Annotated in this window: 28 protein-coding genes; 7 read left to right on the plus strand and 21 right to left on the minus strand. The window is 69.3% G+C overall.

What is annotated here, in order from left to right; translation table 11 throughout:
* From VMD91_01320 to glpX, 5 genes are all read right to left on the minus strand, one after another.
* Positions 1-521 (minus strand): NAD(P)-dependent oxidoreductase (locus VMD91_01320; GenBank protein ID HTW82688.1); only part of this gene is annotated, 521 nt, incomplete at its 3' end.
* Positions 522-743: 222 nt separating this feature from the next.
* Entirely contained in the window at positions 744-1,595 is an 852-nt protein-coding gene (locus VMD91_01325) for an NAD+ synthase (GenBank protein ID HTW82689.1), read from the minus strand.
* Positions 1,576-2,490: a nitrilase-related carbon-nitrogen hydrolase gene (locus VMD91_01330; GenBank protein HTW82690.1), complete on the minus strand. Its 915-nt coding sequence runs from the start codon at positions 2,488-2,490 to the stop codon at positions 1,576-1,578. Before VMD91_01330 ends, VMD91_01325 begins: the two co-directional genes overlap by 20 nt.
* Positions 2,474-3,907 (minus strand): dihydrolipoyl dehydrogenase, encoded by a 1,434-nt coding sequence (locus tag VMD91_01335; GenBank protein HTW82691.1) that lies wholly within the window; start codon positions 3,905-3,907, stop codon positions 2,474-2,476. Before VMD91_01335 ends, VMD91_01330 begins: the two co-directional genes overlap by 17 nt.
* 19 nt (positions 3,908-3,926) lie before the next feature.
* Complete coding sequence (gene glpX, locus VMD91_01340; GenBank protein ID HTW82692.1) at positions 3,927-4,910, minus strand: class II fructose-bisphosphatase; 984 nt, start codon at positions 4,908-4,910, stop codon at positions 3,927-3,929.
* A gap of 55 nt (positions 4,911-4,965) precedes the next feature.
* Here glpX and VMD91_01345 point away from each other — a divergent pair, with 55 nt between their 5' ends.
* The 3 genes from VMD91_01345 to VMD91_01355 are packed head-to-tail and all read left to right on the plus strand — an operon-like array spanning position 4,966 to position 8,595.
* Positions 4,966-6,480 (plus strand): mannosyltransferase family protein, encoded by a 1,515-nt coding sequence (locus VMD91_01345; GenBank protein HTW82693.1) that lies wholly within the window; start codon positions 4,966-4,968, stop codon positions 6,478-6,480.
* 1 nt (position 6,481) lies between these two features.
* On the plus strand, positions 6,482-6,892 hold the full coding sequence (locus VMD91_01350; protein ID HTW82694.1) for a GtrA family protein: 411 nt from the start codon (positions 6,482-6,484) through the stop codon (positions 6,890-6,892).
* Positions 6,868-8,595, plus strand: coding sequence for a glycosyltransferase family 39 protein (locus VMD91_01355; protein HTW82695.1), 1,728 nt, complete (start codon positions 6,868-6,870; stop codon positions 8,593-8,595). The genes VMD91_01350 and VMD91_01355 overlap by 25 nt, the downstream gene beginning before the upstream one ends.
* On the opposite strand, the gene VMD91_01360 is transcribed toward VMD91_01355, so the two are convergent.
* The 6 genes from VMD91_01360 to proS all read right to left on the minus strand — a co-directional run bounded on the left by VMD91_01360 (position 8,514) and on the right by proS (position 14,112).
* Positions 8,514-9,296: a DUF4239 domain-containing protein gene (locus VMD91_01360; GenBank protein HTW82696.1), complete on the minus strand. Its 783-nt coding sequence runs from the start codon at positions 9,294-9,296 to the stop codon at positions 8,514-8,516. The two genes, VMD91_01355 and VMD91_01360, sit on opposite strands and share 82 nt — an antisense overlap.
* Complete coding sequence (locus tag VMD91_01365; protein ID HTW82697.1) at positions 9,293-9,862, minus strand: tetratricopeptide repeat protein; 570 nt, start codon at positions 9,860-9,862, stop codon at positions 9,293-9,295. The genes VMD91_01360 and VMD91_01365 overlap by 4 nt, the downstream gene beginning before the upstream one ends.
* Positions 9,863-9,929: 67 nt before the next feature.
* The gene (locus VMD91_01370) at positions 9,930-10,844 is read right to left on the minus strand and encodes a DUF2837 family protein (GenBank protein ID HTW82698.1); all 915 of its coding nucleotides are present in this window, start codon (positions 10,842-10,844) and stop codon (positions 9,930-9,932) included.
* Between the two features lie 13 nt (positions 10,845-10,857).
* The gene (locus VMD91_01375; GenBank protein HTW82699.1) at positions 10,858-12,114 is read right to left on the minus strand and encodes a pitrilysin family protein; all 1,257 of its coding nucleotides are present in this window, start codon (positions 12,112-12,114) and stop codon (positions 10,858-10,860) included.
* Positions 12,111-12,650, minus strand: coding sequence for a hypothetical protein (locus VMD91_01380; protein ID HTW82700.1), 540 nt, complete (start codon positions 12,648-12,650; stop codon positions 12,111-12,113). The genes VMD91_01375 and VMD91_01380 overlap by 4 nt, the downstream gene beginning before the upstream one ends.
* Positions 12,651-12,678: 28 nt before the next feature.
* Positions 12,679-14,112: a proline--tRNA ligase gene (proS, locus tag VMD91_01385; protein ID HTW82701.1), complete on the minus strand. Its 1,434-nt coding sequence runs from the start codon at positions 14,110-14,112 to the stop codon at positions 12,679-12,681.
* 59 nt (positions 14,113-14,171) lie between these two features.
* Here proS and VMD91_01390 point away from each other — a divergent pair, with 59 nt between their 5' ends.
* A complete protein-coding gene (locus VMD91_01390; GenBank protein ID HTW82702.1) occupies positions 14,172-14,795 on the plus strand; it encodes a cob(I)yrinic acid a,c-diamide adenosyltransferase in 624 nt (207 codons plus the stop codon).
* 13 nt (positions 14,796-14,808) lie between these two features.
* On the opposite strand, the gene VMD91_01395 is transcribed toward VMD91_01390, so the two are convergent.
* On the minus strand, positions 14,809-15,348 hold the full coding sequence (locus tag VMD91_01395; GenBank protein ID HTW82703.1) for an NUDIX hydrolase: 540 nt from the start codon (positions 15,346-15,348) through the stop codon (positions 14,809-14,811).
* Here VMD91_01395 and VMD91_01400 point away from each other — a divergent pair.
* A complete protein-coding gene (locus VMD91_01400) occupies positions 15,340-15,861 on the plus strand; it encodes an STAS domain-containing protein (GenBank protein HTW82704.1) in 522 nt (173 codons plus the stop codon). The two genes, VMD91_01395 and VMD91_01400, sit on opposite strands and share 9 nt — an antisense overlap.
* A gap of 5 nt (positions 15,862-15,866) precedes the next feature.
* Here VMD91_01400 and VMD91_01405 read toward each other — a convergent pair whose 3' ends face one another.
* The 4 genes from VMD91_01405 to VMD91_01420 form a co-directional block, all read right to left on the minus strand.
* Positions 15,867-16,787, minus strand: coding sequence for a phosphoribulokinase (locus tag VMD91_01405; GenBank protein HTW82705.1), 921 nt, complete (start codon positions 16,785-16,787; stop codon positions 15,867-15,869).
* A 96-nt stretch (positions 16,788-16,883) separates the two neighbouring features.
* Positions 16,884-18,401 carry an amino acid permease gene (locus VMD91_01410; GenBank protein ID HTW82706.1) on the minus strand — a complete coding sequence of 506 codons (1,518 nt, stop codon included), beginning with the start codon at positions 18,399-18,401 and terminating at the stop codon, positions 16,884-16,886.
* A gap of 40 nt (positions 18,402-18,441) precedes the next feature.
* Complete coding sequence (locus VMD91_01415) at positions 18,442-19,473, minus strand: class I fructose-bisphosphate aldolase (GenBank protein ID HTW82707.1); 1,032 nt, start codon at positions 19,471-19,473, stop codon at positions 18,442-18,444.
* Complete coding sequence (locus VMD91_01420; protein ID HTW82708.1) at positions 19,470-19,814, minus strand: hypothetical protein; 345 nt, start codon at positions 19,812-19,814, stop codon at positions 19,470-19,472. The genes VMD91_01415 and VMD91_01420 overlap by 4 nt, the downstream gene beginning before the upstream one ends.
* A 220-nt stretch (positions 19,815-20,034) precedes the next feature.
* Between VMD91_01420 and VMD91_01425 the strand changes: the two genes are divergently transcribed.
* Positions 20,035-20,697, plus strand: a complete 663-nt coding sequence (locus VMD91_01425; GenBank protein HTW82709.1) for a hypothetical protein — start codon at positions 20,035-20,037, stop codon at positions 20,695-20,697.
* A 6-nt stretch (positions 20,698-20,703) separates the two neighbouring features.
* Here VMD91_01425 and VMD91_01430 read toward each other — a convergent pair whose 3' ends face one another.
* A complete protein-coding gene (locus VMD91_01430; protein ID HTW82710.1) occupies positions 20,704-21,423 on the minus strand; it encodes a LytTR family DNA-binding domain-containing protein in 720 nt (239 codons plus the stop codon).
* Entirely contained in the window at positions 21,423-22,490 is a 1,068-nt protein-coding gene (locus tag VMD91_01435; protein HTW82711.1) for a histidine kinase, read from the minus strand. The genes VMD91_01430 and VMD91_01435 overlap by 1 nt, the downstream gene beginning before the upstream one ends.
* 18 nt (positions 22,491-22,508) lie before the next feature.
* Between VMD91_01435 and VMD91_01440 the strand changes: the two genes are divergently transcribed.
* Positions 22,509-23,237 (plus strand): 2-phosphosulfolactate phosphatase, encoded by a 729-nt coding sequence (locus VMD91_01440; protein ID HTW82712.1) that lies wholly within the window; start codon positions 22,509-22,511, stop codon positions 23,235-23,237.
* A 348-nt stretch (positions 23,238-23,585) separates the two neighbouring features.
* Here VMD91_01440 and VMD91_01445 read toward each other — a convergent pair whose 3' ends face one another.
* From VMD91_01445 to VMD91_01455, 3 genes are all read right to left on the minus strand, one after another.
* Positions 23,586-23,708, minus strand: coding sequence for a hypothetical protein (locus tag VMD91_01445; protein HTW82713.1), 123 nt, complete (start codon positions 23,706-23,708; stop codon positions 23,586-23,588).
* Positions 23,705-23,881, minus strand: a complete 177-nt coding sequence (locus tag VMD91_01450; protein ID HTW82714.1) for a hypothetical protein — start codon at positions 23,879-23,881, stop codon at positions 23,705-23,707. The genes VMD91_01445 and VMD91_01450 overlap by 4 nt, the downstream gene beginning before the upstream one ends.
* Before the next feature lie 199 nt (positions 23,882-24,080).
* Positions 24,081-25,427, minus strand: coding sequence for a cupin domain-containing protein (locus tag VMD91_01455; protein HTW82715.1), 1,347 nt, complete (start codon positions 25,425-25,427; stop codon positions 24,081-24,083).
* Positions 25,428-25,439 lie beyond the last annotated feature (12 nt).

Genomic DNA, 25,439 nt, shown 5'->3' on the forward strand with positions numbered 1-25,439 from the left:
CCCTGCGCCGCCTCGATCATCGCCCGCCGCCGGATCCCCGACTCCTGCTCCGCCGGATGCTTCTCGCGAATCGCCTCGCGCTGCCGCGCAAGCTCCTCGACGAACCCGGCAAACCGCCCATCCATCGCCCGCTGCAACGCCTCCTTGAGCATCTTCCCAACCCGCGGCGCCAGCCCAGCCGTAGAAATCGCCACGCGCACCGGCCCCGCCTTCGCAATCGCCGCCATCGCCACGAAGCCGAAGCGCGGCTGATCGATGCAGCACAATAAAAAACGGTGCCGGTCCGCCCACTCTCGCAACCGCGCCGACAGCACCGCGTCCTGCGGCGTCGAGATCACGAAGAACGCATCCGCGACATCCTCCTCCTTAACCGAAGCAACGTCGGCGATCCACCGAACCTGGGCCCCGCTCTCGCGCAGCGCTGCCTCCTTCTCGATCGCCTCGCGGTCGTTCGCCTCTCCAATCACCACGCACGCCCGCCCGTCGAGATTGAGCGAAACGGGAAAAAACGGCTTCCTCATGACCGGTGGCGATGCGTCCGCCTGGAGTGGCCGGCGAACTTCGGGCTCGGCCGGAGTCGGGACACGCTCCGCGAACATCCTGTTCGCGGAGCTCTGCTCGTCTCGCGGGGAACAACGTTTTGAATTTGTCGCGCATCCTGCGCACCCCGGGCTCCTCGCCACGGTCCCGACCCCGGCCGAGCCCGAAGTTCGCCGGCCACACCAAGCGGACGCGCAAGCATGCTAATAGTCCACAGGGCGAAGATAGAATTCGTTGATCGCCGTGTTGGTCAGCATTGCGGTCGTGGGCAGGTGGCGTTTCCAGTGCGTCGAGTCGACGCGGCGGCGGACGAGCAGAACGTCGGAGGCCGCGAACCCGCGCTCGATCAGCTGTGCGTCGGAATAGCCGAGCAGCAGCAGCGATAGGATCGCGTCGGCTTTCGCATAGGTGATGCCGAGATCGCCTTCGTCGGTTTGGCCGGCTTCGAGGTCGGCGCTGGGCGCTTTATCGATGAGCTGCCCGGGAACGCCGAGGTAGCGCGCAAGATCCCAGACTTGCGTTTTGAAGAGATCGCCGAGGGGATTGAGTGGGGGCGTGTCGTCGGCGTGCCAGGTGAAGTAGCCCAGCATGCGTTCGGTTTTGTTGCCGGTGCCGATCGGCAGCGCGTCGAGCTTGGCGGATTGGTCGAAGAGGATCACCATGCGCGTGCGCGCCATCACGTTGCCGCGGCGGCGCGCATCGGCGTCGGGCTCGAACTGCAGGTAGCCGTCGACGGCGCCGGTGATCTCGATCGTGCGGCTGTTGATCCCCAGCGCATCGACGACCAGCTGCGCGTCGGCGAGGCTCGCCGGGCTCGACGTCGCATACGGGAGGCAAAACGCGTACACGTTGCTCGAGCCGAGCGCGCGCGCGCAGAGGTACGCGGTGACGGCGGAGTCGACGCCGCCGGAGAGGCCGACGACGGCGCGGGTGACGGCGCGGCGGCGAATCAGTTCGTCTTGCAGAAACGCCACGAGCCAATCGGTTGCGACCGCGGCGTCGATGCCGGGGGGGCTGGGCGCGCCGCTGGGAGCTTCAACGACCGGAAACGGCACCGGCACCTCGCGGGAGCGGCAGTTCGTCGTCGAGCAGCAGGTCGGCGAGCGCGGCGCCGAGATCGCCGAGCAGCGGCAGGCTCGCACGCGCGAGATCGATCTCGCGCAGGTCGATCGTGGCGCGGACGATGCAGGCCTCGGTCGCCGGGCCGACGACCACGACCTCGCCGCGCGGATCGATCACGCACGACGAGCCGGTCATCCCCTTGCCGCCTTCGAATCCCGTCAATCCCGCATACAAGACGTAGATGCCGTGCTCGGCCGCGATCGTGCGCAGGATGTCGCGCCAGCGTGCGATGCTGGTGAGCTCGCCGGCGCCGTCGATGCCGCGGCCCGGCGCGGCGCTGGGAACGATCAGCAGCCGCGCGCCTTTGATCGCGGCGATGGCGGGAACCAGCGTATGCCAGGCGTCTTCGCAGATCACGATCGCCGCGCGCCCGAAACGCGTCTCGAAGACGCCCAAGTGGCGCCCGCGCGAAAGGAAGCGCTCCTCGTCGAAGACGCCGTAGGTCGGCAGAAACATCTTGCGATGGCAGTGCACGATCCGTTCGCCCGACCGATCGACGTGCAGGTAGAGCGCGGAGTTGTAGTACGTGCCGCCGTCGTTCTCGTAGAACCCGGCGACGATGTCGGCGGGCGCGTCGCCGCAGGCGTCGCGCCACGTACGCGCCAGATCGGCGGCGAAGCGCGCCGCGGGGAGCGCAACGTCGTAGACGCCGCCCTCCAGAAAGTAGCCGGTCAGGCCGGCCTCGGGCAGGACCAGCAGGTCGGGCGCGTCGCCGGCGAGCTGCGCGAAGGCTTCGCCGGCATCGCGCAGGTTCTCGGCGTAGCGCCCCTTGTGCGGCTTGGTCTGCACCAGCGCGACCCGCACGGCCGGATCAGTCGCCGCGCGCACTGGTCGCAACCTCCAACGCTTCGTCGCCGGGCCGGCGCTGACCGCACCGTGCGGCGCACTCCTCGGCCGGATACGTCCAGATCTCCGCGAGGGTCGGATGCAGGTGCGGAATGCGCGTGAACTCGGCGGCCGTCGCACGGTAGGTCATCGCGACGATCACTTCGTGGATCAGCTCGGAGGCCTGCGGACCGAGAATCGACGCGCCCAAGATGCGCCCGCTCGCCGGATCGGCCATCATCTTCACGAAGCCCTTGGTTTGATTCAAGCAGATCGCCTTGCCGTGCTCTGCGAAGTCGTAACGCCCGGTGACGTACGGCTGGCCGCGCGCGCGCAGCGACTTCTCCGATTCCCCGACCGCCGCGTACTGCGGATCGCTGAAGACCGTGTGCGCGCTTGCGATGGTGTAATCCGCCTCCTCGGCGCCGTCCTGACAGGCGTTCCGGGCGGCGATCTCACCCTGGTAGATCGCGACGTGAACCAGCAGATACTCGCCGGTCACGTCGCCGACCGCGAAGACGTGCGGCACGTTGGTGCGCAGCGTCGCGTCGACGCCGATCCCGCGGCGCGCGTCGTAGGCTACGCCGGCTCGCTCGAGCTCGAGGCCGGCGACGTTGGGCACGCGCCCGAGCGCGAAGAAGATCTCGTCCGCGACGGCTTCGCGCTCTTCTCCCGCGACGCGGTAGCGAACGACCTTCTTGCCGCCGCTGCGGCGCGCATCGAGCAGCGTCGTGTGCGCGACGACCTCGATGCCCTCGTCGCGGTAGTACCCCGTGAGCGCTTCGCCGATATCGTCGTCGGTCTCGGTAAGCAGATGGCCGCTGCGGATGAGCATCGTCGTACGGGCGCCCATGCGCGCGAGAAACTGGCCGAGCTCGCAGGCGGTATAGCCGCCGCCCAGCACGATTGCGGATCCCGGAATCCGCTCGAGCTCGAGCACCGCGTCGGTATCCAGGTAGCCCGTCTCGCGAAGGCCCGGCAGCTCGGCCGGCTGGACGACGCTGCCCGTCGCGATCACGAACTTCTCGGCCTCCAGCACGACGTCGTCGCCGACCGCGAGCTCGCCGGGCGAGAGAAAGCGCGCCGGCCCGCGGAAGAGCGGAAACTTCTCGATGCCCTCGATGCGGTAGTCGGCGAACTCCTTGACGAGTTCGCGCTTCCGCCGCGCAATGAACGGCATATCGGTCGTGACGTCGCTCGCATGGACGCCGAGATGGCCGCCCTCGCGGACGGCCGCCAGCAGATCGCTGCTCGCGAGAAGCGCCTTGCTCGGCATGCAGCCGCGCAGGATGCACAGCCCGCCGAGCGGTCCGTGGTCGACCAGTGCGACCTTGCAGCCGAAATCGTGCACGGTGCGGGCGGCGGCGTACCCGCCCGATCCGGCGCCGACGACGACGACCGCGTATCGATGGCGCGCCATGGATGCCGCGCGAGCCACCCTAGCGCGCGGTCGGCCGCGCGCCCAGGCGATGGATCGATTCGATAAAGCGGACCGTCCCGCTCGAGTGCACGACGATCGAATGCGTGCGCGCCTGGTTGCCGTAGAAACGCACGCCGTGCACGAGATCGCCGTCGGTGATGCCGGTCGCCGTAAAGACGACATTGTCGCTCTTGACGAGATCGTCGATCGAGAGCACGCGATCGAGATCGCCGAAACCCATCGCCTTCGCCCGCTCGGCCTCGGCTTCGTTGCGCGGCTGCAGGCGGCCCATGAAGTTGCCGCCCAAACATTTGATCGCCGCCGCCGCCAGCACGCCCTCGGGCGCTCCGCCGGTGCCCATCGCGACGTGGATGCCGGTCGCCTCGATGGCGGTCGCGATGCAGGCGTCGACGTCGCCGTCCGAGATCAGCTTGATCCGCGCCCCCGCGTCGCGCACCTCGCGAATCAGCTCGGCGTGCCGCGGCCGGTCCAAGATGACGACGCAGACGTCGTTGATCGGCTTCTCGAGGGCGTTGGCCACGGCCTCGAGGTTCTCGCGCACCGGCGCGTCGATATGCACGTAGGGCGCGGCTTTGGGCCCGACCGCCAACTTCTTCATATAAGAGTCGGGCGCGTGCAAGAGGCCCCCTCGCTCCGAGATCGCCATCACCGCGATCGAGTTGGGCAGGCCGTTGGCGACGAGATTCGTCCCCTCGACCGGATCGACCGCGATGTCGACCTCGATCCCGCCTTGGCCGACCTCCTCGCCGATGTAGAGCATCGGCGCCTCGTCGCGCTCGCCCTCGCCGATGACGATCCGGCCGGAAATCTCCATCTCGCCCAGCCACTCGCGCATTTTCTCGACCGCAGCGCCGTCGGCCGCGTCGCGTTCCCCGCGGCCCATCCAGCGGGAGGCCGCCAGCGCCGCATGCTCGGTCACCTTCACGAAGTCGAGGGAATGGACCGGATGCGCGAACGTGCTGCGAGCCGTAGAGCGTACCATGGCGGTGGGCTACAAGGGAAGCGGCTCATTTCCTGTTAAAAAGGAGCGGCTACCGGTGTCCGCACGCATTCGCATCCCACCAACGTCGCAATCACTGCGCCTCGGCGAAATCGCCGGCGGCCGGGCTCCGCTTGCGGCCGTCGCCCTCGCCGGACTCAGCCTCGGCTTCTTCGCCTGGTACGCGGTCGTCATTCCGCGCCACCTCGGCCCGGCCGCGAACGAGCTCGCACTCATCGGCGCCGTCGCCGCCGGCCTTGCCGGTACGCTGCTCGCGTGGGTCGGCTACGCGCGCTACTTCTCGCGGCGCGCCGGCATCGCGCGCGCGCGCTCGCTGCAGTTCGACTCCCTGACGTGGGTGCCGTTCCTGCTGCTTTGGCTCACCTTCGTCCTGCCGCCCCAAGTCACGCACGGCGCCCGCATCTTCGTCGTCGCCGCGGGTCTCGCGTGCGTGGGCAAGCTCCTGATTGCGGCGCGCTTCAATCAGACCGTCCGAGAGGTCCTGGTCGATTTCGTCGCGACGCGCGCCGCGATCATCGTCATCGCGGAGCTGGCCGCCGTCATGATCGGCCAGCGCGCCGGAACCCACGTTCAAGAGTCGTCGCACGTGCTGCTCGCGGTATGGGGCCGCTGGGACGCCGTGCACTACCTCGACATCGCGACGCACGGCTACGCCGGCACCGACATGGCGTTCTTCCCGCTCTATCCGCTGCTGATCCGCATCGTGGGCGCCCTCGCCGGGAATCATCTCATCGCCGGCCTGCTCATCTCGAACGCTTCGTTCTTCTTCGGGCTGCTCTTCCTCTACAAGCTGCTCGAGAAGGAGTACGATCGCTCGGTCGCACGCCGCGCCATCTTCTACGTCTCGATCTTTCCTTCGGCGGTCTTCTTTTCGGCCGTCTACACCGAAGCGCTCTTCTTCATGCTGACCGTTGCGGCGTTCTACTACATGCGCGCGCGCAAGTGGTGGCTGGCCGGCGCGATCGGGCTCTTCGCCTCGATGACGCGGGTCGAAGGGGTTCTGCTCGTCATCCCCTTTGCGGTGGAATGGTATTCGCAGTATCGCGCCGCCCCGGGGCGCGGCCTAGCCAACTTGGCCGCGGGCGCCCTCATCCCGGTCGGCCTCGCCCTCTACATGGCATACCTCTGGGTGCTGCGCGCCGACCCGCTCTACTTCTCGCACGTGCAGATCCACTGGAACCGGCACTTCGCCATGCCCTGGGTGAGCGTCTGGAACGCTTTCGAGAAGATCGCTCACGCGACCGCCGGTCTCACGGTCGCCAATCAATCCCTCGAGCTCGCCTTTACCGCGCTGATGCTCGCGGTCCTCATCGGCGGATGGCGCAGCCTGCGGCCTTCGTACATCGCCTACATGGGGCTCTCGATCTTGGTACCGATGTGCACCTCGAGCTTGATGTCGATGCCGCGCTTTGCGCTCGTGCTCTTCCCGATGTTCGCCATCCTCGCGCGCTGGGGCGAAAGGCCGTGGGTCAACAACGTCATTCTGGCCTTCTCGCTCCCGCTGCTCGGGCTCTACACCGTCCTCTTCGCCAACTGGTATTGGGTTGCCTAAGATGAGTTCGCTCGGAGCGATCGCGCAGCGCCGCGGCGTGCGCCAGTTCGTCAAGTTCGGGATCGTGGGCGCCTCCGGGCTGGCCGTCAACTTCGTCATCGCCCACGCACTGCAAAAGACGACCAGCCTCTCCGGCTTCGAAGACTTCGCCATCGGCTTCATGGCCGGCGGCGTCTCGAACTACGTGCTCAACCGCATCTGGACGTTTCGCTCTCAGCGCAATCCATTCATCGAAGGCGTTCAGTTCCTGGTGGTCTCCGCGATCGCTCTCGTGCTCGGCAAGGTCGTCTTCGTGGCCGCGGACCACTACGGCTTCCACCACTTTACGCTGACGTGGTTCGCCGCAACGATGGCCGGCATCTTCGTCAACTTCTTCTTGAACAAATATTGGACGTTCAAGCACACCAACTGACGGCGCCGGATACCGCCGGCGACGGGCGCGCGAAGTGGTGGTGGATCGGCCTCGGGCTGATCCTGCTGCTCGGGCTGCTGCTGCGCCTCAAGGGCATCCACGACCCGATCCTGGATCATCCCGGCTGGCGGCAAGGCGACACGGCCAGCATCGCGCGCAACTTCGCGCGACTGCAGTTCAACGTCATGTATCCGCAGACGACCTACAACGGGCCGCCGCCCCATTACGTCGAGCTGGAGCTGCAGATCGTCCCGTTCTTGGCCGCGTCGCTCTACAAGCTCTTCGGCGTCCATCCGATCTTCGGGCGCCTGATCTCGATCGCGTTCGGCTTGGGAACGATCGGCGTCCTGGCGCTCTTCGGCCGCTGGCTCTTTAGCAGCCGCGCCGCCGGATTGATCGCCGCTTTCTTCTTCGCCGTCTTGCCCGGGAGCGTCTACTACGGGCGAACCTTCACGCCCGACGGCGCCATGGTCTTCTTCCTCACCGCCGCGCTCTACGCGTGCGCCCGCTTCCTCGACGAAGACCAGACGCTTGCGCCGCGCGCCTTGGCCCGCGTCACGGCGCTGCTGACGTTCGCCTACCTCGCCAAACCGGTCGCCGTCGTCGCGCTCCTGCCGCTGGCGACGATGGCCTGGGAGCGTGCCCGCTCGGGGAAACCGACGCGCGCGACCGCGATCGGCGTGCTGATCGTCGTTCCGCTGCTCGTTCTTTGGCTCTACGACCGGCGCGTCGCCTCTTACGCGGAGTGGCACTGGGCCAGCGGCATCACGCAACTGCACGTTCTGCCCTCGCTGCGAGCCGCGCTCACGCATCCGGGCGCGTTCTTCGACAAACTGCGCGACTTCGCCACCGCGCTCGGCTTGTTCCGCGATACGATCGCGGGTTCGCTCGCGTTCCTGCTCTCGATCCTCGCCTTCCTCGCGCTGCCGCGGATCGAGATGCGCAGCCGGACGCTGCTCTGGGCTTGGCTGGCCACGGGCATCGTCTACGCCTACGTCGTCGTGACGGTCGAACGCGTCGACTACTACCTGCTGCTCCTGCTGCCGCTCTGCACCCTCGCGCTCGGAGGCGCACTCGCGCGTTTCGTCGCCCTGGTGCTCGACGCCGAGGTGATGCCGCCGGCGCGGTACGCGGTTCTCGCCGCCGTCGCGGCCGTCGCGCTGGCGGTACTCGTGCAAAGCCGCAGCGCCGCCGCGCCCTACTATCGCTACAGTAAGGCGACGTACGCGAACGCCGTCCTGCTGGCGCGAACGCTGCCGCCCGGCGCGCTGGTCGTGATCGGCCACTACGGGCCCGACGTCCAGTACTACATCGATCGCTTCGGCTGGGAGGAGGATCCGGCCGTATGGACGCCCTTCGACGAGGAGAGTGCGATCGCCAAAGGCTCGCGCTACTTCATCTCGATCGAAGACGCGCGCCTGCACCGCGACAATCCCGAGCTCTGTGCCTGGCTCTCGCGCTTTGCGCTCCTGCCGTCGCGCTCGGCGTGGCCGGTCTATCTCACCGATCCGCGGCTCGTGCGCCCCGGCGCGCAGGCGTTTTGGCGCGGCTACCGCCGCGCCGAGCAAAACGGGGCCGGGCGCGCCTATCTCGACGCGCACCGCGTCTGCCTGCTGCCCGGTCAGCTCCCGACGACGCGGAAGGTTTCGAGCGCTTTCAAGAGAGCCTCCGGCGGCACGACGACGCCGCCGCGAAACGGATAGTCCAGCGCAACCGTCAGAAAGAGCACGAGCCCGATCAGCACGCCGAGCGAACCCGTCATCACGTAGCGCATCGCCTCGTGCCGAAAACCGAAGAGATAGGTAAAACCGACCGTCACCACCGCTCCGATCAACAGCACCAACCACATGACGCCGTCGATGCCCGTCGCGTCCATCGAGAGGCGCGTCTCCCGATCGGTCAGCGCCTCGTTCATAGCGGCGAGCATCTGCTGGTGCACGTCCGCTTGCGCCATCGTTCCAACCGGCAGCCCACGGATCGAGCGATCGATCCGTTCGATCAGCAGATTCGCCTCTTCAGACTGCTCGCCGCGCTGCATGGCCGGCCATTCCCGCCGGACGACGAGCGAGACGTAGCGCGTCAGCGAGGCGCGCAGCGCGGTCGTCTGCTGCGGAAAGTTCCCGACGTCGCGATAGACGATCGCAAGCGAACTCGCTTCATCGTACGCGCGCGCCTCGGCCTGGTTGAAGCGCTCCCACACGCTCACCGCGACGAAGGCCAGCAGCACGGCGTAGACGACGCCGATGACCGCCAAGATGAACCCGGCCAGATCGTTGTGCTCCACGCGAACCTCGTGGGGAAAGAGCACGTCGATCAGCCAGCCGATCCCGAGCGTGAGCACGAGAAAGCCGCCCACGACGATGACGCCCGTGCCGAAGATCGGCAACGATTCGAGCCAGGTCACGGGAGCGGCAGCAGCGACGTGGTCGTACCGCTCTCTTCGGGTTCGAGCGACGGCGTGCCCGACGTCACGACTTGGCGATAGGCGATCAGCCGGTTGGTGTTCTTGGCCAGATCCAGCTGCAGCTCGTAGCTGCGCTTGATGGCGTCGGTGAGATCGTCCGCGTCGAACGTGTAGCCGAAGCGGTGCAGGCTGCGCAGCAGCAGCTTGTTGATCGTGTCGAGCTGCGCGTAGGACTGCTGAATCTGCGCTCCCGTCTCCTTGTACGACGGATAGTTCGAGATGACGATCTCTCGTTTGAGTTTGGCCGTCTCGATCTCGGTACGCAGCGCGTCGAGCCGCACGCTCGACGGGTCGATGGCGAGGCCCTCGCGGATCGTCGCCAAGGCGTCGTCGAAGGTGCCGCGGCTATACTCGCTCTGCGCGAGGCCGGCGGCCGCCTCGACGAATCCGGTGCGCGCTTGCGGATTCTTCGGATCGACGCGCAGCGCCAGGCGATAGGCCAGCTCGGCGTCGCGCACGTCGCCCCGCTCGAGCGCCACGTCGCCCTGGTGAATCCGCGTATCCACGATCCAGCGCTCGATCGAACCCGCGCATCCCGCGGTAGAGATCAGCGCAACGATCGCGAGCGTTCTTTTAAGCCCGAACATGATTGAAGAACCTCGCCGCCTCCTCGATCAGCCACGCCGACGGATAGAAGATCGCCTGGGAGAGCAGCGTCCCGAGGATCGCCGTCAGCGAAAGATAGAACACCATCGACCGGACTTCCTCGATGCTGCGCTTGCCGTGAATCGCCTGGTCGGTGATCATCGACGACGTCGGGTCGACGAAGAGCGTAAAGGCGATCGTGCCGATGCCGTTGATGATGCCGGAGAGCCCGAGCGCCGTACGCGCCGCGTCGATGTCGAGCACGGAGGCATAGTACGAGGCTTGGACGCCGATCGCGTAGACTCCCGTAACGAGCACGTTGAAGATCAGCATGCGTTTGGGCAGCCCGCGCCAGTCGAAGCGCCGCAATGCGGCCGGCCCCGGAAGACGCTCGGCGCGGAGCACCTCCCACACGACGCGTGGATCCAGCAGGCGCGCCAGCGAGTGCGGAACCGAGCCGCGGTGCTCGAACGAGGCGATACCACGCCGGAAGAGATACGTGAACATCGGCAGCAGCAGCGCGAACGCCACCATTCCGGCGGTCCCCGCCAGGATCACGAAGCGCAGCTGTATCTCGAAGTTGTGCTGATAAGCCGCTACGCCGCTCGGATCGCCGGCGTCGCGCAGCACCCGAACGGCCTTCCCGGCGCCGTCCGAGAGCGGGCCGATCATCACCGCCGAGAAGAGGTTCGCGAGCCGCCCGCCGGTCATGAACAGGTTGAAGAGCGAGATCGAGGTCGCGATCCGCCGCGCCTGCACGCCGGCCAGGCGCGCGGCGTAGGCGCCGATCGTGACCCCTTGCACGACGAACGTAATCGCCATCGCGCCCACCACGCGCCACGTCCAGAGAACGGGCACGCCCACGCGCAGGGCCGCGGCGCCGTGCATCGAGGGCGGCAGCACTAGTGAGGGGCCACTACGCCGCGTCGCGATTCCAGGCGATCGCCGATTCGTCCACCGGACCGATGATGCACAAGCCGAGCTCTTCATCGCGCAGCAGCTCGTCAGCGAGCTCGCGCACTTCGTCGGCGGTCACGGCGTCGATGCGCTCCTCGATCTCCTCGGGCTCGACGTTCCGGCCGAGAGCGAACTCGTTGCGGCCCAGGCGAATCATGCGGCTCGAGGTCGACTCGAGCGAGAGCGTCAGGCTGCCTTTGATGTGTTCTTTTGCGAGCGCGAGCTCTTCGTCGCCGACCGGCGTCTCGCGCAGCGTGCGGAACTGCTCGCCGATCACGTCGATGCATTCCTGAACGTTCTCGGGCGAGGTTCCGGCGTAGACGCCGAAGAGGCCGGCACGGCGGTAGCCGGCTTGAAAGGAGTAGACGGTGTAGACGAGCCCGCGCTTTTCGCGAATCTCCTGAAAGAGCCGGCTCGACATCCCGCCGCCGAGCACGGTGTCGAGCAGCGAGAGCGCGTAGCGCCGCTCGTCGCGCAGCGAGAGCCCCGGCGTACCGAGCATGACGTACGCCTGTTCGGTCTCGTCGACGGTGACGTCGAGCGCCGGGGTGAAGCGCGGTCGCTCGGGCACCGGCGGCTGCGCCGGCCCCGCGAAGCCGGCGAAGGCCTCGGCGACCAGCGCGACGACGGCGTCGTGCTCCAGGTTGCCGGCGGCGGTGACGAACATCGTCGCCGGCGCGTAGCGGCTGGCGCGCCAGTCGAGCAGGTGCTCTCGCTCGAGCGCGCCGACGGTCTCGGCGAAGCCGATCGTCGGATCGCCCAGGTTCGCGCCGCGCCACAGCGTCCGGGTGAAGCGGTCGTGCAACACCTCGGAGGGCGCGTCGTCGTACATCCGGATCTCTTCGAGCACCACCTGACGCTCGCGCCGCACGTCTTCCGCGGCGAACAGCGCGCGCTGCAGCATGTCGGCCAGCACGTCCAGCGCCAGCGGCAGATGCCGGTCGACGACGTGAGCGTAGAAGCAGGTCGTCTCCTTGTCGGTCATCGCGTTGAGCTCGCCGCCGACCGCGTCCATCTGCTCGGCGATGTCGCGCGCCGTACGGCGCGGCGTTCCTTTGAAGACCATGTGCTCGAGCAGGTGCGAGACACCGCGCCGCTCGGCCGGCTCGGTCGCCGAGCCGACATCGCACCAGATGCCGATCGTCGCCGAGCGCACGTGCGGCATCGCTTCGGTCAGCACGGGCAGACCGCTCGGGAGGGTGGAAATCCGGATCATCCGTCGGTCCCCTTCGACAGCGACGCCCGGAAGGCCGGGTCCCAAAAGACGCCCTGCCCGGAGCGCAGCCGCGCCGCGACGGTGGCCCGCCCGGCGCGGGGGACGGTGATCGAGAAGACGTTGGCCGAGGTCGGCTGCGCGTAGTCGCCGCTGACGACCTCGCCGCGATGAGCCGTCAAGGGGACGGTCGCCCAACAGTCGATCTCGTCGGCGCTCGGCTCGGCGGCATAGGCGCCGGCCAGCAGCGCGCTCACCTCGGCGTCCCAGCTCGCCAGGTCCAAGCGCCGGTGGAACTTGACGCCGCTGAGGATCAGCCCGCAGTCCAGGTGCGGCCCGACCCGCTCGCAGCGTACTTCGAGCAGCTGCGCCGCCGGCGGACGAACCAGCAAGGCCGCGGCGATGCGGCGCGCCGCGCCCAGGTCGGTTCCCTTCGCGCGGGCCAGCACGCGCGGATCGTCGACCGCACGCGCCGCGCACGGCACGAGCGCCAGCAGCAGCGCTACCGCAAGCGCGGCGGAGCGCAGCGCAGCGAGCACCGCGACGGGTTCGCCGAAGGCGAAGCCACTAATACGATTGGGCGAAATAGGCCTGGTACCGGGCCGGCTCACCGCACGGAACGCACGTGGGCGCGCGCGCGGGCTCGCGCAGGTTGCGGGTGGTCGCGCCGGTGGCCTCCTTCACTGCCGCCTCGCAGGCCGGATCGCCGCACCACGGGACGTCGATCATCCCGGCGCGCTCGCGCAAGAGCCGGAAGAACTCGTCGCGGTCGAGCGTCGCGATCGTGTGATCCTGCAAGAACGTCTTGGCCTGCGCGAACAGGTTGTGCTGGATCTGCTCGAGCACGGTCGGGATGAAAGCGACGACCTGGTCGAGCGGAACCTGCTGCTTCTGCCCGTCTTCCTTGACCGCTTTGTCGCGGCGCACGAGGGTGACGACCCCCGCGTCGAGATCGCGATTGCCGAGCTCCAGGCGGATCGGTACGCCGCGCATGTCCCACTCGTTGAACTTGTACCCCGGCGACTGCCCCGGCCGATCGTCGAGCTTCACCCGCAAGCCCGCGTCCTTGCAGCGCCCGAACAGCTCGCGCGCGGCCGCGTCGAGCGCGGTCGTGTCGCCGCGCGGGATCGGCACGATGACGACTTCGGTCGGCGCCATCTTCGGCGGGATGCGCAGGCCGCGATCGTCGCCGTGCGTCATGATGAGCGCGCCGAGCATGCGCCACGACATCCCCCACGAGGTCGTCCAGCAGAACTGCTCGGTTTGGTCTTCGGCGCTGTACGTGATGTCGTACGCGCGCGCGAAGTTCTGTCCCAGCTCGTGCGAGGTCGCCGACTGGAGCGCGCGCCCGTCGGGCATCAGCGCCTCGATCGAGAACGTGTGGTTCGCGCCGGCGAAGCGTTCCGCCGCCGACTTCTCACCCTTGTAGACGGGGACGGCGCAAACGTCTTCGGCCACCTCACGGTACACCTCGAGCATGCGCGCCACTTCTTCCGCCGCTTCTTGCTCGCTGGCATGCGCGGTGTGGCCCTCCTGCCACAGGAACTCGGCGGTGCGCAAGAACGGGCGCGTGCGCTTCTCCCAGCGCATGACGTTGGCCCACTGGTTGATCAGCACCGGCAGGTCGCGGTACGACTGGATCCACTCCGCGTACATCACGCCGATGATGACTTCCGAGGTCGGCCGGATGGCGAGCCGCTCGGTCAGCTTCTCGTTGCCGCCTTCGGTGACCCAAGCGACTTCGGGCGCGAAGCCCTCGACGTGTTCCGCCTCGCGCACGAGCAAATGCTCGGGGATCAGCAGCGGGAAGTACGCGTTCTCGTGGCCCGTCTCTTTGAAGCGGCGATCGAGCTCGGCTTGCAGCCGCTCCCACAAGCCGTAGCCGTACGGTCGCAGGACCAGGCATCCGCGCACCGGCGCTTGGGAGACCAGCTCGGCACGGTAACAGGTGGCCTGATACCACTCGGAGAGATCGTCGGCTTTGGGCGGGATGCGTTCCATGACCAAACGCCCCGGGTTCGCGCAGGTCGGCGACCGTCCTCTCCGAAGCTCGCGGGGCGATGCCGAAGCTCACCCGGATCTACACCCGCACCGGCGACGACGGCACGACCGGCCTGGTCGGCGGACAGCGCGTCAAGAAGAGCGCGCCGCGCATCGAAGCCTACGGCACCATCGACGAGCTCTCGTCGGCGATCGGCCTCGCGCGCACGGCGCTGGCGGACGTGCGCCGCACGCGCCCGGTGCAGGACCTGGCGCGCGCGCACGCCGTGGCCGAGGAGCTTGACGGCTGGCTGGCCTGGACGCAGGACGCCCTCTTCAACCTCGGCAGCGACCTGGCGACGCTCCCGGCCGACCGCTGGGAAGGGATGCCGCTGATCGTCTCGTCCGACGCGCAGGCGCTCGAACGCGCCATCGATCGCGCCCAAACGGACCTCGAGCCCCTCGATACGTTCATCCTGCCCGGCGGCTCGTTGCCGGGCGCGTTCCTGCACCTGGCGCGCACCGTCTGCCGCCGCGCGGAGCGGCTGCTGGTGATGCTGCGCGAGGACGAGACGGTCTCGTCAGACGCGGTGCGCTACGTCAATCGCCTCTCGGACGCGCTGTTCGTGTGGTCGCGCTGGATCAACCACGCGCTCGACCAACCCGAGCACCGCTGGAATCCGAACACCGCGCCGCCGGGCTGACGAACCCGCGCGGTCAGCCGCGCAGCACGCGCGCCGCACGCAGCAGCGCCAGCGCCGTCACGGTGTCGTCGAGACGACCGTCGGCGCAGGCAGCGAGCGCATCGTCGAACGGCATGCGCACGATGGCGATCTGTTCAACCGCTTCCGGCGGCAGCGGCGCCGCCGTGAGCTCGCGCGCGAGAAACAGCGCGACGGGATCCTGCACGAGCGAGGGAATCTCGTAGGCCTCGCCGAGGACGTCCCAGCGCGCGGCGACGACGCCCGCCTCTTCGCGCACCTCGCGCACCGCACACGCCTGCGCGTCCTCGCCGGGGTGGCGGCCGCCTTTGATCACCTCGAGCACCTCGCGGTCGAGTGCGAAGCGCGCCTGTCGCGCCAGCAGCACGTCGGTGCCGTCGAGCACCACCACCGCGCACGCCGGCGGCGTGATGATGAGCCCGTGCTCGCCCGGCACGCCGGTCGGATGGACGATCGCGTGCGCTTCGAAGCGCACCCACGGATTTTCGTAGACCACGCGGTGCGCGGTGCGCCGGTAGCCGGTCGAATGGTTCACGACCGGCGTCTTCTTCGCGGTGCCATGTTCTTCGTTGTCGGCTCGAGCCGCGCGCTTGGCAACATTGCGCACGCTCGCTTATGCTCGGCTCGCGCGCACGAGGAGAACGTACGCTGGCGTACCGAAGGTCGGCGTAATCTCAGTATTCATGGCATGCACGCGGGTATGCAGACTTCCGACGAGACCGTGCACAACGACTTTCAAGTACTCTCCTTTCGCGGCGACCTCGACATCTCGCGCTACCCCGAGTTCCGAGCGGCCTTCACGGACGTCGGGCACGCGGCGCCGGTTCTCGTCGATCTCACCGAGGCGACGAGCGTCGACTCCACCTTCCTTTCCGAGCTGCTGCTGTTCAAGCGGCGCCGCCACGGATCGGTCGCGATCGTGATCGCGCCGGCCGGATCGGTTCCGCGCATCTTCGCGCTCGCCAACATCGGCGAGCGAGTCGGCGTGTTTCGCACGCGCGAAGAAGCGATCGACTTCCTGTTCGAGCGCTCCCCCGACGTGACGTAGCGGCGCTACGCGGCGATCGCGTCGGCCAGCTCGTCCAGCACCAGACAGATTCGGCGCGCGATCAACAGCTGCGCGAGCGCCAACGGGTGCGAGATGCGCTCGCGCGCGCCGTCGCTGAACCGGCCGACGCCGTCGACGTCCAAGCCGGCATGGCGCCACCCGAGATGGCCGACGATCTCGGCGCGGACGGCCCGCGCCGTCTCGTCGTCGATGTCGCCGTCGAGCTCGATGACGGTGGTCGGATAGGATCCTTCACCCTCGCTGGTCTGCCGCAGATGCGTCGAACGGCTGGCGAAGTGCGCGTAGTCGAGCGGACGAAAGCGCGGGCCCTTGACGATCTGCGCGTCGAGCCGCGCGTTGTCGACCTCGGGCGCGCAGCGCGAGAAGCGCACGCGCAGGTCCGCGTGCGCTTGCTGCGGACTGATGTGGGCGTCGATGTCCGCTTGGCGGCGGGCGATCTCGGCGCGCACGCCCGGTTCGGTGTAGCCGCGCTGCGCGAGGTCACGTTGGATCTTCCACGCGATCTTGAGCTCGAGCTGCGGATCGAGCCAGACCGAGACGTCGAACAACGAACGCAGGGTGCGCGTGTAGAGCGGGAAGAGTCCGTGCACGATCACGATCGGTTTGGCCTCCAACCGCTCGCGCGCCCCGAAGGTCCCGTCGCGATGGTCGTAGACCGGTTTCTCGATCGTCTGCCCGTGGGCGATCCGCCACAGATCTTCTTCCATCGTCGCGAAGTCGTTGGCGCGCGGGTTGAGCGCGGTCAAGCCGACGGCCGCCCGCTGGGCGCGATCGAGGCTGTGGTAGTCGTCCAAGCAGACCTCGGCGATCCGCTCGGGGCCGAAGATCGCGTGCAAGCCCGCGCAGAGCGTCGTCTTGCCGGTGCCGGAATCGCCGCCGACGGCGACCATGATCGGTCGGTGCATCACGAGCCTAGCCTACCGGCCGGCGCCGTGCTCGTCTCGCCGGCCACCCCGAACTGCGCGAAACGGCCCGCGACCTGCGCGGAATCCGCCGCGGACCTAGGCGTACTCCTCGAGGCCGGCCGGCTCGACGACGGCTTCGATCTGCTCGGGGTTCGACTTCCAGAACCCGTAGCTGAAAAAGAACACCAGCCCGACGACCAGCGCCAGCACGAACCAGATCCAGGTCGTGCGCGAGAGCCCGAAGATCGCCAGGAACAGCGAGAACACGATTCCCAGGATCGGGAAGAGCGGGACGAACGGGACGCGGAACGCGCGCGGAATGTCGGGCTTGCGCGCGCGCAAGTAGAGCACGCCCGCGCACACGACCGTGAACGCGATCAGCGTGCCGATGTTGACCAGGTTGAGCAGCTCGTTGAGCGGGACGATCAGCGCCAGGATCGCGACCGCGATCCCGGTCAGCGCGGTCGTCGCGACCGGCGTCTTGAAGCGCGGGCTGACGTGCGCGACCGCCGGCGGCAGCATCTTGTCACGCGCCATCACGTAGAAGATGCGCGACTGTCCCAGCAGCGAGGCCAAGGCGACGCTGGTCGTGCCGGCGAGCACGCCGATCGTGATCACCCAGGTCAGGATCGGGAGGTGCAGCGGCGCCAGCGCGTAGACCAGCGGGTCCTTGGCGGGGACGTGCGTCCACGGCACCGCGCCGACCAGCACGATCGCGGTCGCGCAGTAGATCACCGTCCCGATCGCGAGCGCGCCGATCACGCCCAGCGGCACGTCGACTTGCGGGTTCTTGCATTCCTCGGCCGTCGTCGTCGCGGTGTCGAAGCCGATGTAGCTGAAGAACACGAACGCGGCGATCGGGATGATGCCGTACGGCTGTGAAGACTCGACCGCCCCGCCGAACGGCACCAGCGCGCCCCAACCCTTGGGGTTGAATTGGGCGAGGTTGGCGCCGTGGAACAGGAAGAAGCCGGCGATGATGAAGACGATCAGCGCGGAGATCTTCAGCACGACGAAGACGTTGTTCGCGCTGGCGGACTCGCGAATCCCGATCGCCAGCAGCGCGCTGAGCGCGAGCACGAACGCCGCGCCGACCACGTCGCACTGCGAGTGGGCCAGGTCGTAGCTGCCGGGCAGCCACCACGGCCCGTTGATGACCAAGTTCGACTGCTGCGCCCAGGTCGGCAGCACCATGCCGATCCCCTTGCCCAGGTCCTGCACCGCGGCCGAGAACTGCTGCGCGACCGGCGCCGCGCTGATGCCGTACTCGAAGATCAGCGCGAAACCGATGATCCAGGCGAACAGCTTGCCCATCGTGGCGTACGCGTAGGTGTAGGCGCTGCCGGCCACCGGGACCATCGCACCGAGCTCCGCGTAGCACAGCGCGGCGAAGAACGAGGTCAGTCCGGCGATCAGATACGAGATGATCACCGAGGGGCCGGCGCCCTTGACGCCGGTCCCGATGGTGGTGAAGATGCCGCCGCCGATCATCGTGCCGAGCCCGATCGAGACCAGGTCCTTGGCCGTCAGCGCGCGCCGGAGCGTCTTGCTCTTGCTCTGCTCGCGCAGCTTCTCGACGGAACTGGTAGCAAACAGGCGGGAGGCAAACGACATTCCGGGGTGGCTTCGCAGGGGGCGCCCGTCCCCCTCCGGCTCAGGCTGCGAGTGGGAACGCGAGCGTCCGCGGGTCCTCGAGCTTCGCGCTGTACGCGCCGCACGCGGCAGCATTGGCGCAGTAGGCGCGGTGCAGCAGCAGCCGGCGCGCGTCGGCGACGCGCTCCTCGCGCCCGCGCCACGTCTCGAGCGCGGCGGTGCGCAGCGCGGCACCGTACGAGAACGTGAGCGGCCAGGGGCGCCGCCGCGGCATCGCGCGATTGAGCGCGCACAGCCGCTGCGCCGCCAGCGCCGGCGGTTGTCCGTCGATCAGAAACGCGATCCCCGCCACCGCGACCGGGACCGTCGCTCCGAGCACGCGCAGCGTCTCCGCCACGACCTCGGTGACGTCGTCGTTGGCCGGGGCGGACCGTCCGGCGGCCACCATGGTCGGTGCCAGCAGCAGCCCGTCGAACGCGACGCGTGCCGCGGCCAGCTCCGCAATCGTGCGGCGCAGGACGCGCTCGGCCGACGCCGCCGCGACGGTGACGTCGTGATCGCCCTCGTCGCGCAGCTCGAGCTCCAGCACCGGGACGAGCCCGTTCTCTTGCGCCAGCGCGGCGCAGCGCGCCAAGGCGTGCGCGTTGGCCGCGACGGCCTCGTCGGACGGTTCGGCGCGAAACACGGCGCGCCAGGTTCCGAAGCCCGCGCCGAGCAGCGCGTACTCGGTCAGCCGGCGGCGCAGCCCGTCGAGCCCTTCGGTGACCGGCTCGCCGAGCGTCCCCGGCAACGGCGCGGCGCCGGCGTCGAGCGCGACGCCCGGCACGATCCCCCGCGCGCGCAGCGCCGCGACGACGCTGCCACGCGCGCCGGTGCTGCGGATCGACTCGTCCGAGAGGATCGCGCCGCCGGCGAAGCGCTCCCAGCCGGGCGCCTCGAGGGCGACCTCACGCCAGGCGCGCCGCACCTCCGCCGTGTCGGGCAGCTCGAGTGCCGCGAAACGGCGGCTGCGCGCCGGTTCGTCCAGCGCGACCACGCCGCGCCCGCCCGCGACCAGCGCGGCGGCCAACGCCGCGACGCGATCGGCCCTCATGCCGCCGCTCCCGCCCGCGCGCCCAGCGCGCGAGCGCGGTCCGCGACGAAGCGCACCGCGTCGCGCGCGCCGACCACGGTGCCGTCGCGCGCGACGATCCACACGCCGCCGTCGTACCGCACCCGCAGGTCGGCCAGGCGCGCTTCCGGGGCGACGCCCTCACCCTCGAGCCAGACGGTCAGATCGAAGGCGGCGCGGAGCGTCCGCGAGACGACGCTCCCCGAGCCGCGCACCACGCGCGCGTGGACGCCGCGCAGCTCGGCACCCAGGTCGGCGGCGAACGCGTGGATCTGCTCGGAGACGTCGCCGGCGACGGCGATCAAGATCGGTCGTGTAGGCACGCCACCACGCTACCGTCGCCGGGCAGCCCCGTCTCGCCGCGGTGCGCGAAACGGCCGAATCGCGGCGCGAAATGCGCACCGCCGGCCCCGGGCTCGCTCGATCACCTCCCCGACCAAAGCGCAGAAACCGTGTTCGAGCGCACGCCGGGCGTCAAACTAAGGTCAAGTCGGGCCAAGATGGTAGTCAGGTGGAGGGTTGTTTGCCGATATCTCGTGTAGCATGGGAGCAGTGCAGCTCTTCGATCAGCTCTTCGGCAAGCGCGACTCGCTCTGGTTCGAAAACGGGGCTGCCGGCGCACGCCAAGGGAAGTTCCAAGCCATGGCCATCAGCGGCGGCCGTTCGGTCACCGTCATGGGCATGGCCCTGGCCCGCGAAGGGCTGGCGTTCGTCTCGCCGGTGCTCTTGGGCGAGCCCGAGCTGCAGATGACCTTGGCCGTCCGGGCCCGCCGGATCGCCACCCGCGTCCGCGTCGACCGGACCGAACCGATGAAGTCGCCCGACCGCATCGTGCACCGCTACTTCTGCAGCTTCATGGCGATCGCGGCCGACGATTGGGATGCGGTGGTCCGCTACGTCGAGAACAAGCCGGAACCGAAGACCGTCGAGTTCGCTCCGACCATCGACGACGATTTCCGCTCGCTGCCGATGTCGGTCCAGAACGACATCGTGCGCTACCTGGTGCGCCAAGGACGACTGCAGCCGCCGGGTCAGGGCCAAGCGCCGCTGATCCGCGTCGAGACCAGCGCCCCGCGCGACCTCGGCAACGGCCGCGTCGCGCGCGACGTGCTGATCCACAGCCGCATCACCAAGCACCAAGAGACGCACTCGTTCGACACGCGGTTCCGCGTCTTCTCGACCAACCAAGTCCAAGCGCTCGACTGACGATCCCTAGAGGCCGAGTGCCCTTCTGACCGCCGGGAGGTATCCGCGCGAGACGGGGACCTCGCTGCGCTGCTTGTCGTCGACGCGCAGCAGGTACGTGCCGCCGAAATAGGGCTCCACCTCGGTCACCCGCTCGGGGTTGACCAGGTAGGCGCGATGCACGCGCAGGAACCCGGCCGGCTCGAGCCGCCCGGCCGCGTCGGCCAGCGCGCCTTTCCAGCGCAGCTCGCCGTCGAACAAGCGCGCGGTCACGACGTGACCGTTGGCCTGCACGTAGCGGATCTCGGCGATCTTCACGAGGCGCGTGCGCTCGCCGTCCTCGAGCGCGACGCGCGAGAGCGGCTTGCCCGCGTCGCGCGCCACCGCGCCGCGCGAGGCGCGCAGCCGCTCGATGGTGCGCGCCAAACGTTCCTGCGAGACCGGCTTGACGACGTAGTCGGCCGCCGCCAACTCGAACGCGTCGACCGCGTGCGTATCGTGCGCGGTGACGAACACGACCTGCGGCGCGGCCGGCATCGCGTTGATGACCTTCGTCGCCTCCAAGCCGCTGAGCCCCGGCAAGTTGATGTCCAGGAAGACGACGTCGTACGGCTGGGCGGCCAACGCCGCCAGCGCTTCGACGGCGTCGCCGGCCTCGGCGATCTCGACGTCGTCGGCGACCGTGCCGAGCACGTAGACCAGCTCGCTGCGCACCAGCGGTTCGTCGTCGACGATCAGCGCGCGCATCAGCGCGCCGCTGCCGGCATCGACGCGGGCACGTAGAAGCGCACCGTCGTCCCCGCGCCCGGCCGGCTCGTCACCCGCAGCCCGCTGGCCGGACCGAACAGCTTGGTCAGGCGCTGGTTGACGTTGTCCATCCCGATGCCGTTGCCGCTCGGAACCGCCGTGCCGGGCGAGAAGCCGACGCCGTCGTCGCTGACGGTGATCTCCGTCCCCTCGCCTGCCGGACGCGCCCCGATGCGCACCGTGCCGCGGCCGCCCTTGGGCGCCAGGCCGTGTCCGATCGCGTTCTCGACCAGCGGCTGCACCGAGAGCACCGGTACGGGCGCGACGCGCGCGCGCGGATCGACCTCGAACGCGACGTGCAGTCCGGCGAAGCGCGCGTGCTCGAAGCGCAGGTACTGCTCGACGTGCTCGAGCTCCTCGTCGAGCGAGACGAACTCGCTGTGCGGCGCGAGCGAGTCGCGGAAGTACTCGGCGAAGTCGACCACGAGGTCGTGCGCGCGAACGGGATCGGTGCGGGTCAACGACGCGATCGTCGTCAGCGTGTTGAACAAGAAATGCGGCGAGACGCGCGCGCGCAGCGCGTCGAGCTCGGCCTTGGTGACCAGCGCCTCGCGCGCGTCGAGCTCCGCCGCTTCGAGCGAGACCGAGAACACGCGCGCCAAACCGATCGCGACCCGTTCGTCGTCGGCCTCGATCGGCGTGCCGGCGCGGTACAGCTTGAGCGCGCCGACGACGGTCCCGCGCACGACGAACGGCGCGATCGTCACCGACGTGAGCGGACAGGTCGCCTCCGGACACCCGATCTCCTCGCGCGCCCGTGCGGTGATGACCTCGCCGGTTGAAAGCGCGCGGTGGGTCAAGCCCGTCAACGAAGGGCCACCGACCAGATGATGGTCCTCGCCGCGTCCGACGTACGCCAACACGTGCTCGACGTCGACGACGGCGCACGCGTCCAGGCTCAAGTTCTCGTAGAGCAAGCGCGCGGTGAACCCGGCGGACTCCGGGCCCAGGCCGCCGCGCAGGTGCGGGATCGCTTCGACCACCAGGTCCAGGACGTTATGGCTCATGAGGCGCAGTAGCGCCGGATGCGCCGCTCGATCGACGTCCTCCTCGCACCGCCCTGGCCCCCGGAGAACCTGCGCGGTACGCAGACGGTCGTGTTCGACGTGCTGCGCGCGACCTCGACGATCGCCGCCGCGCTGGCCAACGGCGCGTCCGGGGTCATCCCGGTCGTCGAGCCCGACGAGGCCGTCGCGCTCGGCGCGCGGCTGGGCCGCGATCGCGTGCTGCTGTGCGGCGAACGCAACGTGACCCGCTTGGCGGGCTTCGACCTGGGCAACTCGCCGGCGGCGATGACGCCCGACGTCGTCACCGGCAAGACGATCGTGATGACGACGACCAACGGCACGCGCGCGATCCGCGCCGCCGCGAACGCGCAGGCCGCGTCGGTTCGAACCTGTGCGCTGCTCAACCGCACCGCCGTCGCGGACGCGCTCGCCGTCGACGACGGCCCGATCGCGATCGTCTGCTCGGGCGAGAAGGGTGCGTTCGCGTTCGAAGACGCCATCGGCGCCGGCGCGCTGGTCGACGCGCTGCTCTCGCTGATCGACGAACCGGAGCTGCACGACGGAGCGCGAGCCGCGGCGTTGCTGTACCGTTCGGTCGCGAGCCGTTTGGCCGACGCGATCGCCAGTTCCGACCATGCGCAAGAGATCGCCGCCAAGGGCTTCGCCGCCGACTTGACGCGCTGCGCGGCGCTCGACCGTCTCGCCGTGGTGCCGACGCTGCGCGAGGGCGTGCTGACGGCCGGCTGACGCCGGCTTCTCATCGAATTCTCTCGTGCGCACGCAGGCGCCGCACGGGGCGGCGCGGGAGTAGTCGCGATCGTGCTGCCCATCGTGTTGGCGCTCGCCGTCTCGAGCGCGGCGCCGTTGTCGGCGTTCGCCGCCTCAGACCCGGTCTACGCGACGGTCACCATCGGCGGAATGACGAGCAGCGGACGCGCGGGCTCGGCAGAGTTCGGTGCCGGCGAGATCGTCGCGCGGCGCGCCGACGGGACGCTGCTGGTGCTGACCGCGAAGCACGTCGTCGCCGACCTGGCGGCGCCGCGCGTGTACTTACGCGACGACGTGCCGACCGGCAGTTGGGTGCAGCGCTTCTTCTCACCGCGGACCGGACGCGCCGCGGCGATCGTCGCCGTCGCGCGCGCGCAGGATCTCGCCTTGCTCGCGGTGCGCCCGCTGCCTGGCGACCGGTACGCGATCGCGCGCTTCGGCGACGATCAACCGGCGGGCGGCACCGTGATCGGCGATCCGTACGGCGCCGCCTGGACGACCTCGACCTTCGCGCTGCTGGACGCGCCGCCCGGCGAGCTGCTCGTGCGCTGCGCGCGCTGCGGCCCGGGCGATTCCGGCGGCGGCGTCTTCGACGCCGACGGACGGCTGGCGGGGATCCTCATCCAGCGACAGACGCGCATCGTCGACGGCCGTTCCGACGCGACCGGCGTCTTCAAGGCGATCGCATTGGCGCCGGTGCGGCGTTTCGTCGCCGGCGTCGCGCCGCGACGGATCCCGGCACGCGCGCTCGCGAACGCCGGCGGCGTCGCGAACAGCGCGGCCTGGGCGCGCTTTCGCGCCGCTCGCGGCGGTCCGGAGCGCTCAATCCGCCGGCGCGTCCTCCAGCAGCCCCGCTTTCGCGAGGTTGGTGAGCAGCGTCTGCACGTCGTCCCACGCGTAGGCCGCACCGTTGTCGCTCCACTGCGCGGCGTCGGCGGCGCGGAACTCGCGCGCGGCCAGGACGCGGCGCACGAAGTGCACCGCCGGCCCGACCAGCTCCAGCTCGCGGTTCGTCCCGATCAAGAGGCACAGCGTCCGGCCGCCGTCGGCCAGCGTCGCGGTGAGGTTCCCGTCGGAGCGCACGCGCAGGCGCTGCTCCGGCTGCACCGGCGTCGTCACGTGCGCCTGCGCCAGCGGCATCGCGGCGGCGACGGTGCCGTTTTGCACGAACGACTGCCACAGCCGCACGACCGCGGCCGCGTCGCCGCTGAGCGATTGCAACACCTCGGCCGCGCGCGCCAGCTGCGCCGAGATCGCGGCGACGCCGTCGGCGTCGACCTCGCCCGGCGTCGCGCCGGGCAGCACCGGCGCGGGTCCGCGCCAACCCGCTTCGGGCAACAACGCCGCGTCGAGCAGCTTGCCGACCAGCTGCGTGTACGAAACCGGCGTGAACGAAAGGTTGAGCGCCAGTGAGCCGCCGCTGCCGCCGCACGCTTCGTGCCACACGCCGGCCGGCAAGATCAGCAGATCGCCCGGCTCCATCAGCACTTCGGTGACGTCGTCCTCGTCGAACGGCGTCAGTCGCTCCCACGGCTGCGCGCTGACCGATGGGTCGGCGTATTGCGGCGTGCCGTCGGCGCGGATGCTTCCGTTGGCGCGCGGCCACGTCAACGCGGGGTGATTCGAGAAGCGCCAGGTCTTGGTGCCTTCGATCTGCAGCGTGCTCGCGATGCGCCCGTCGAAGTGCCAGTTGTATCCCGAGCCCTCGGGCGAAAGATAGGCGTTGAACGAGACCTTGCCCGGAAACCCGAGCTGACGCTTGATCGCGGCGACGAACGGCGCGAGTTCGGTGACGCGGGTCTCGATCTGCGAGACGCACAGCGTCGCACCGGCGTCGAACAGCGGCACCGCTTGGTCGAGGCCGGCGCGAAACGCGCTCGAGCGCAGCTCGCCGGCGGCGCGCGGCGCGCCCGACGTGCCCGCCTCGGTCTTCTGGTCGAAGCTGGCGCGCAAATAGTCGGGTGCGACCGGGCCCGGCGCGAGCGCGCGACCGAAGGCCTCGCGGTCGAAGAAACCGGCATACTTGCCGGGAAAGCCCTTCACGTAGAGCGGCTTGCGCGCAAAGTACTCGCGCACGAACGTCTCGGGCGTGACCGGCGCCAGCCAGGCCCGCAGCTCCTCGCCGCTTTTCGCGGCCACCAGTGGGGTGGGGGAAACGCTCGTCGTCATCGCGGTGCGCTC

The sequence above is a fragment of the Candidatus Sulfotelmatobacter sp. genome (assembly GCA_035504415.1).
In the GTDB taxonomy this organism is placed as follows: Bacteria; Vulcanimicrobiota; Vulcanimicrobiia; order Vulcanimicrobiales; family Vulcanimicrobiaceae; genus Vulcanimicrobium.

What these genes read in the sequence shown, in the direction of transcription:
- proS (HTW82701.1), bottom strand. Translation starts at nt 14,112, where the DNA reads ATGGAACGCATCCCGCCCAAAGCCGACGATCTCTCCGAGTGGTATCAG.
- glpX (HTW82692.1), bottom strand. Translation starts at nt 4,910, where the DNA reads ATGGTACGCTCTACGGCTCGCAGCACGTTCGCGCATCCGGTCCATTCC.
- VMD91_01430 (HTW82710.1), bottom strand. Translation starts at nt 21,423, where the DNA reads ATGCGCGCGCTGATCGTCGACGACGAACCGCTGGTGCGCAGCGAGCTG.
- VMD91_01415 (HTW82707.1), bottom strand. Translation starts at nt 19,473, where the DNA reads ATGAGGGCCGATCGCGTCGCGGCGTTGGCCGCCGCGCTGGTCGCGGGC.
- VMD91_01350 (HTW82694.1), top strand. Translation starts at nt 6,482, where the DNA reads ATGAGTTCGCTCGGAGCGATCGCGCAGCGCCGCGGCGTGCGCCAGTTC.
- VMD91_01450 (HTW82714.1), bottom strand. Translation starts at nt 23,881, where the DNA reads ATGAGGATCCCCGCCAGCCGTCCGTCGGCGTCGAAGACGCCGCCGCCG.
- VMD91_01390 (HTW82702.1), top strand. Translation starts at nt 14,172, where the DNA reads ATGCCGAAGCTCACCCGGATCTACACCCGCACCGGCGACGACGGCACG.
- VMD91_01425 (HTW82709.1), top strand. Translation starts at nt 20,035, where the DNA reads ATGGGAGCAGTGCAGCTCTTCGATCAGCTCTTCGGCAAGCGCGACTCG.
- VMD91_01410 (HTW82706.1), bottom strand. Translation starts at nt 18,401, where the DNA reads ATGTCGTTTGCCTCCCGCCTGTTTGCTACCAGTTCCGTCGAGAAGCTG.
- VMD91_01435 (HTW82711.1), bottom strand. Translation starts at nt 22,490, where the DNA reads ATGAGCCATAACGTCCTGGACCTGGTGGTCGAAGCGATCCCGCACCTG.
- VMD91_01375 (HTW82699.1), bottom strand. Translation starts at nt 12,114, where the DNA reads ATGATCCGGATTTCCACCCTCCCGAGCGGTCTGCCCGTGCTGACCGAA.
- VMD91_01440 (HTW82712.1), top strand. Translation starts at nt 22,509, where the DNA reads ATGCGCCGCTCGATCGACGTCCTCCTCGCACCGCCCTGGCCCCCGGAG.
- VMD91_01405 (HTW82705.1), bottom strand. Translation starts at nt 16,787, where the DNA reads ATGCACCGACCGATCATGGTCGCCGTCGGCGGCGATTCCGGCACCGGC.
- VMD91_01400 (HTW82704.1), top strand. Translation starts at nt 15,340, where the DNA reads ATGGTTCACGACCGGCGTCTTCTTCGCGGTGCCATGTTCTTCGTTGTC.
- VMD91_01335 (HTW82691.1), bottom strand. Translation starts at nt 3,907, where the DNA reads ATGGCGCGCCATCGATACGCGGTCGTCGTCGTCGGCGCCGGATCGGGC.
- VMD91_01455 (HTW82715.1), bottom strand. Translation starts at nt 25,427, where the DNA reads ATGACGACGAGCGTTTCCCCCACCCCACTGGTGGCCGCGAAAAGCGGC.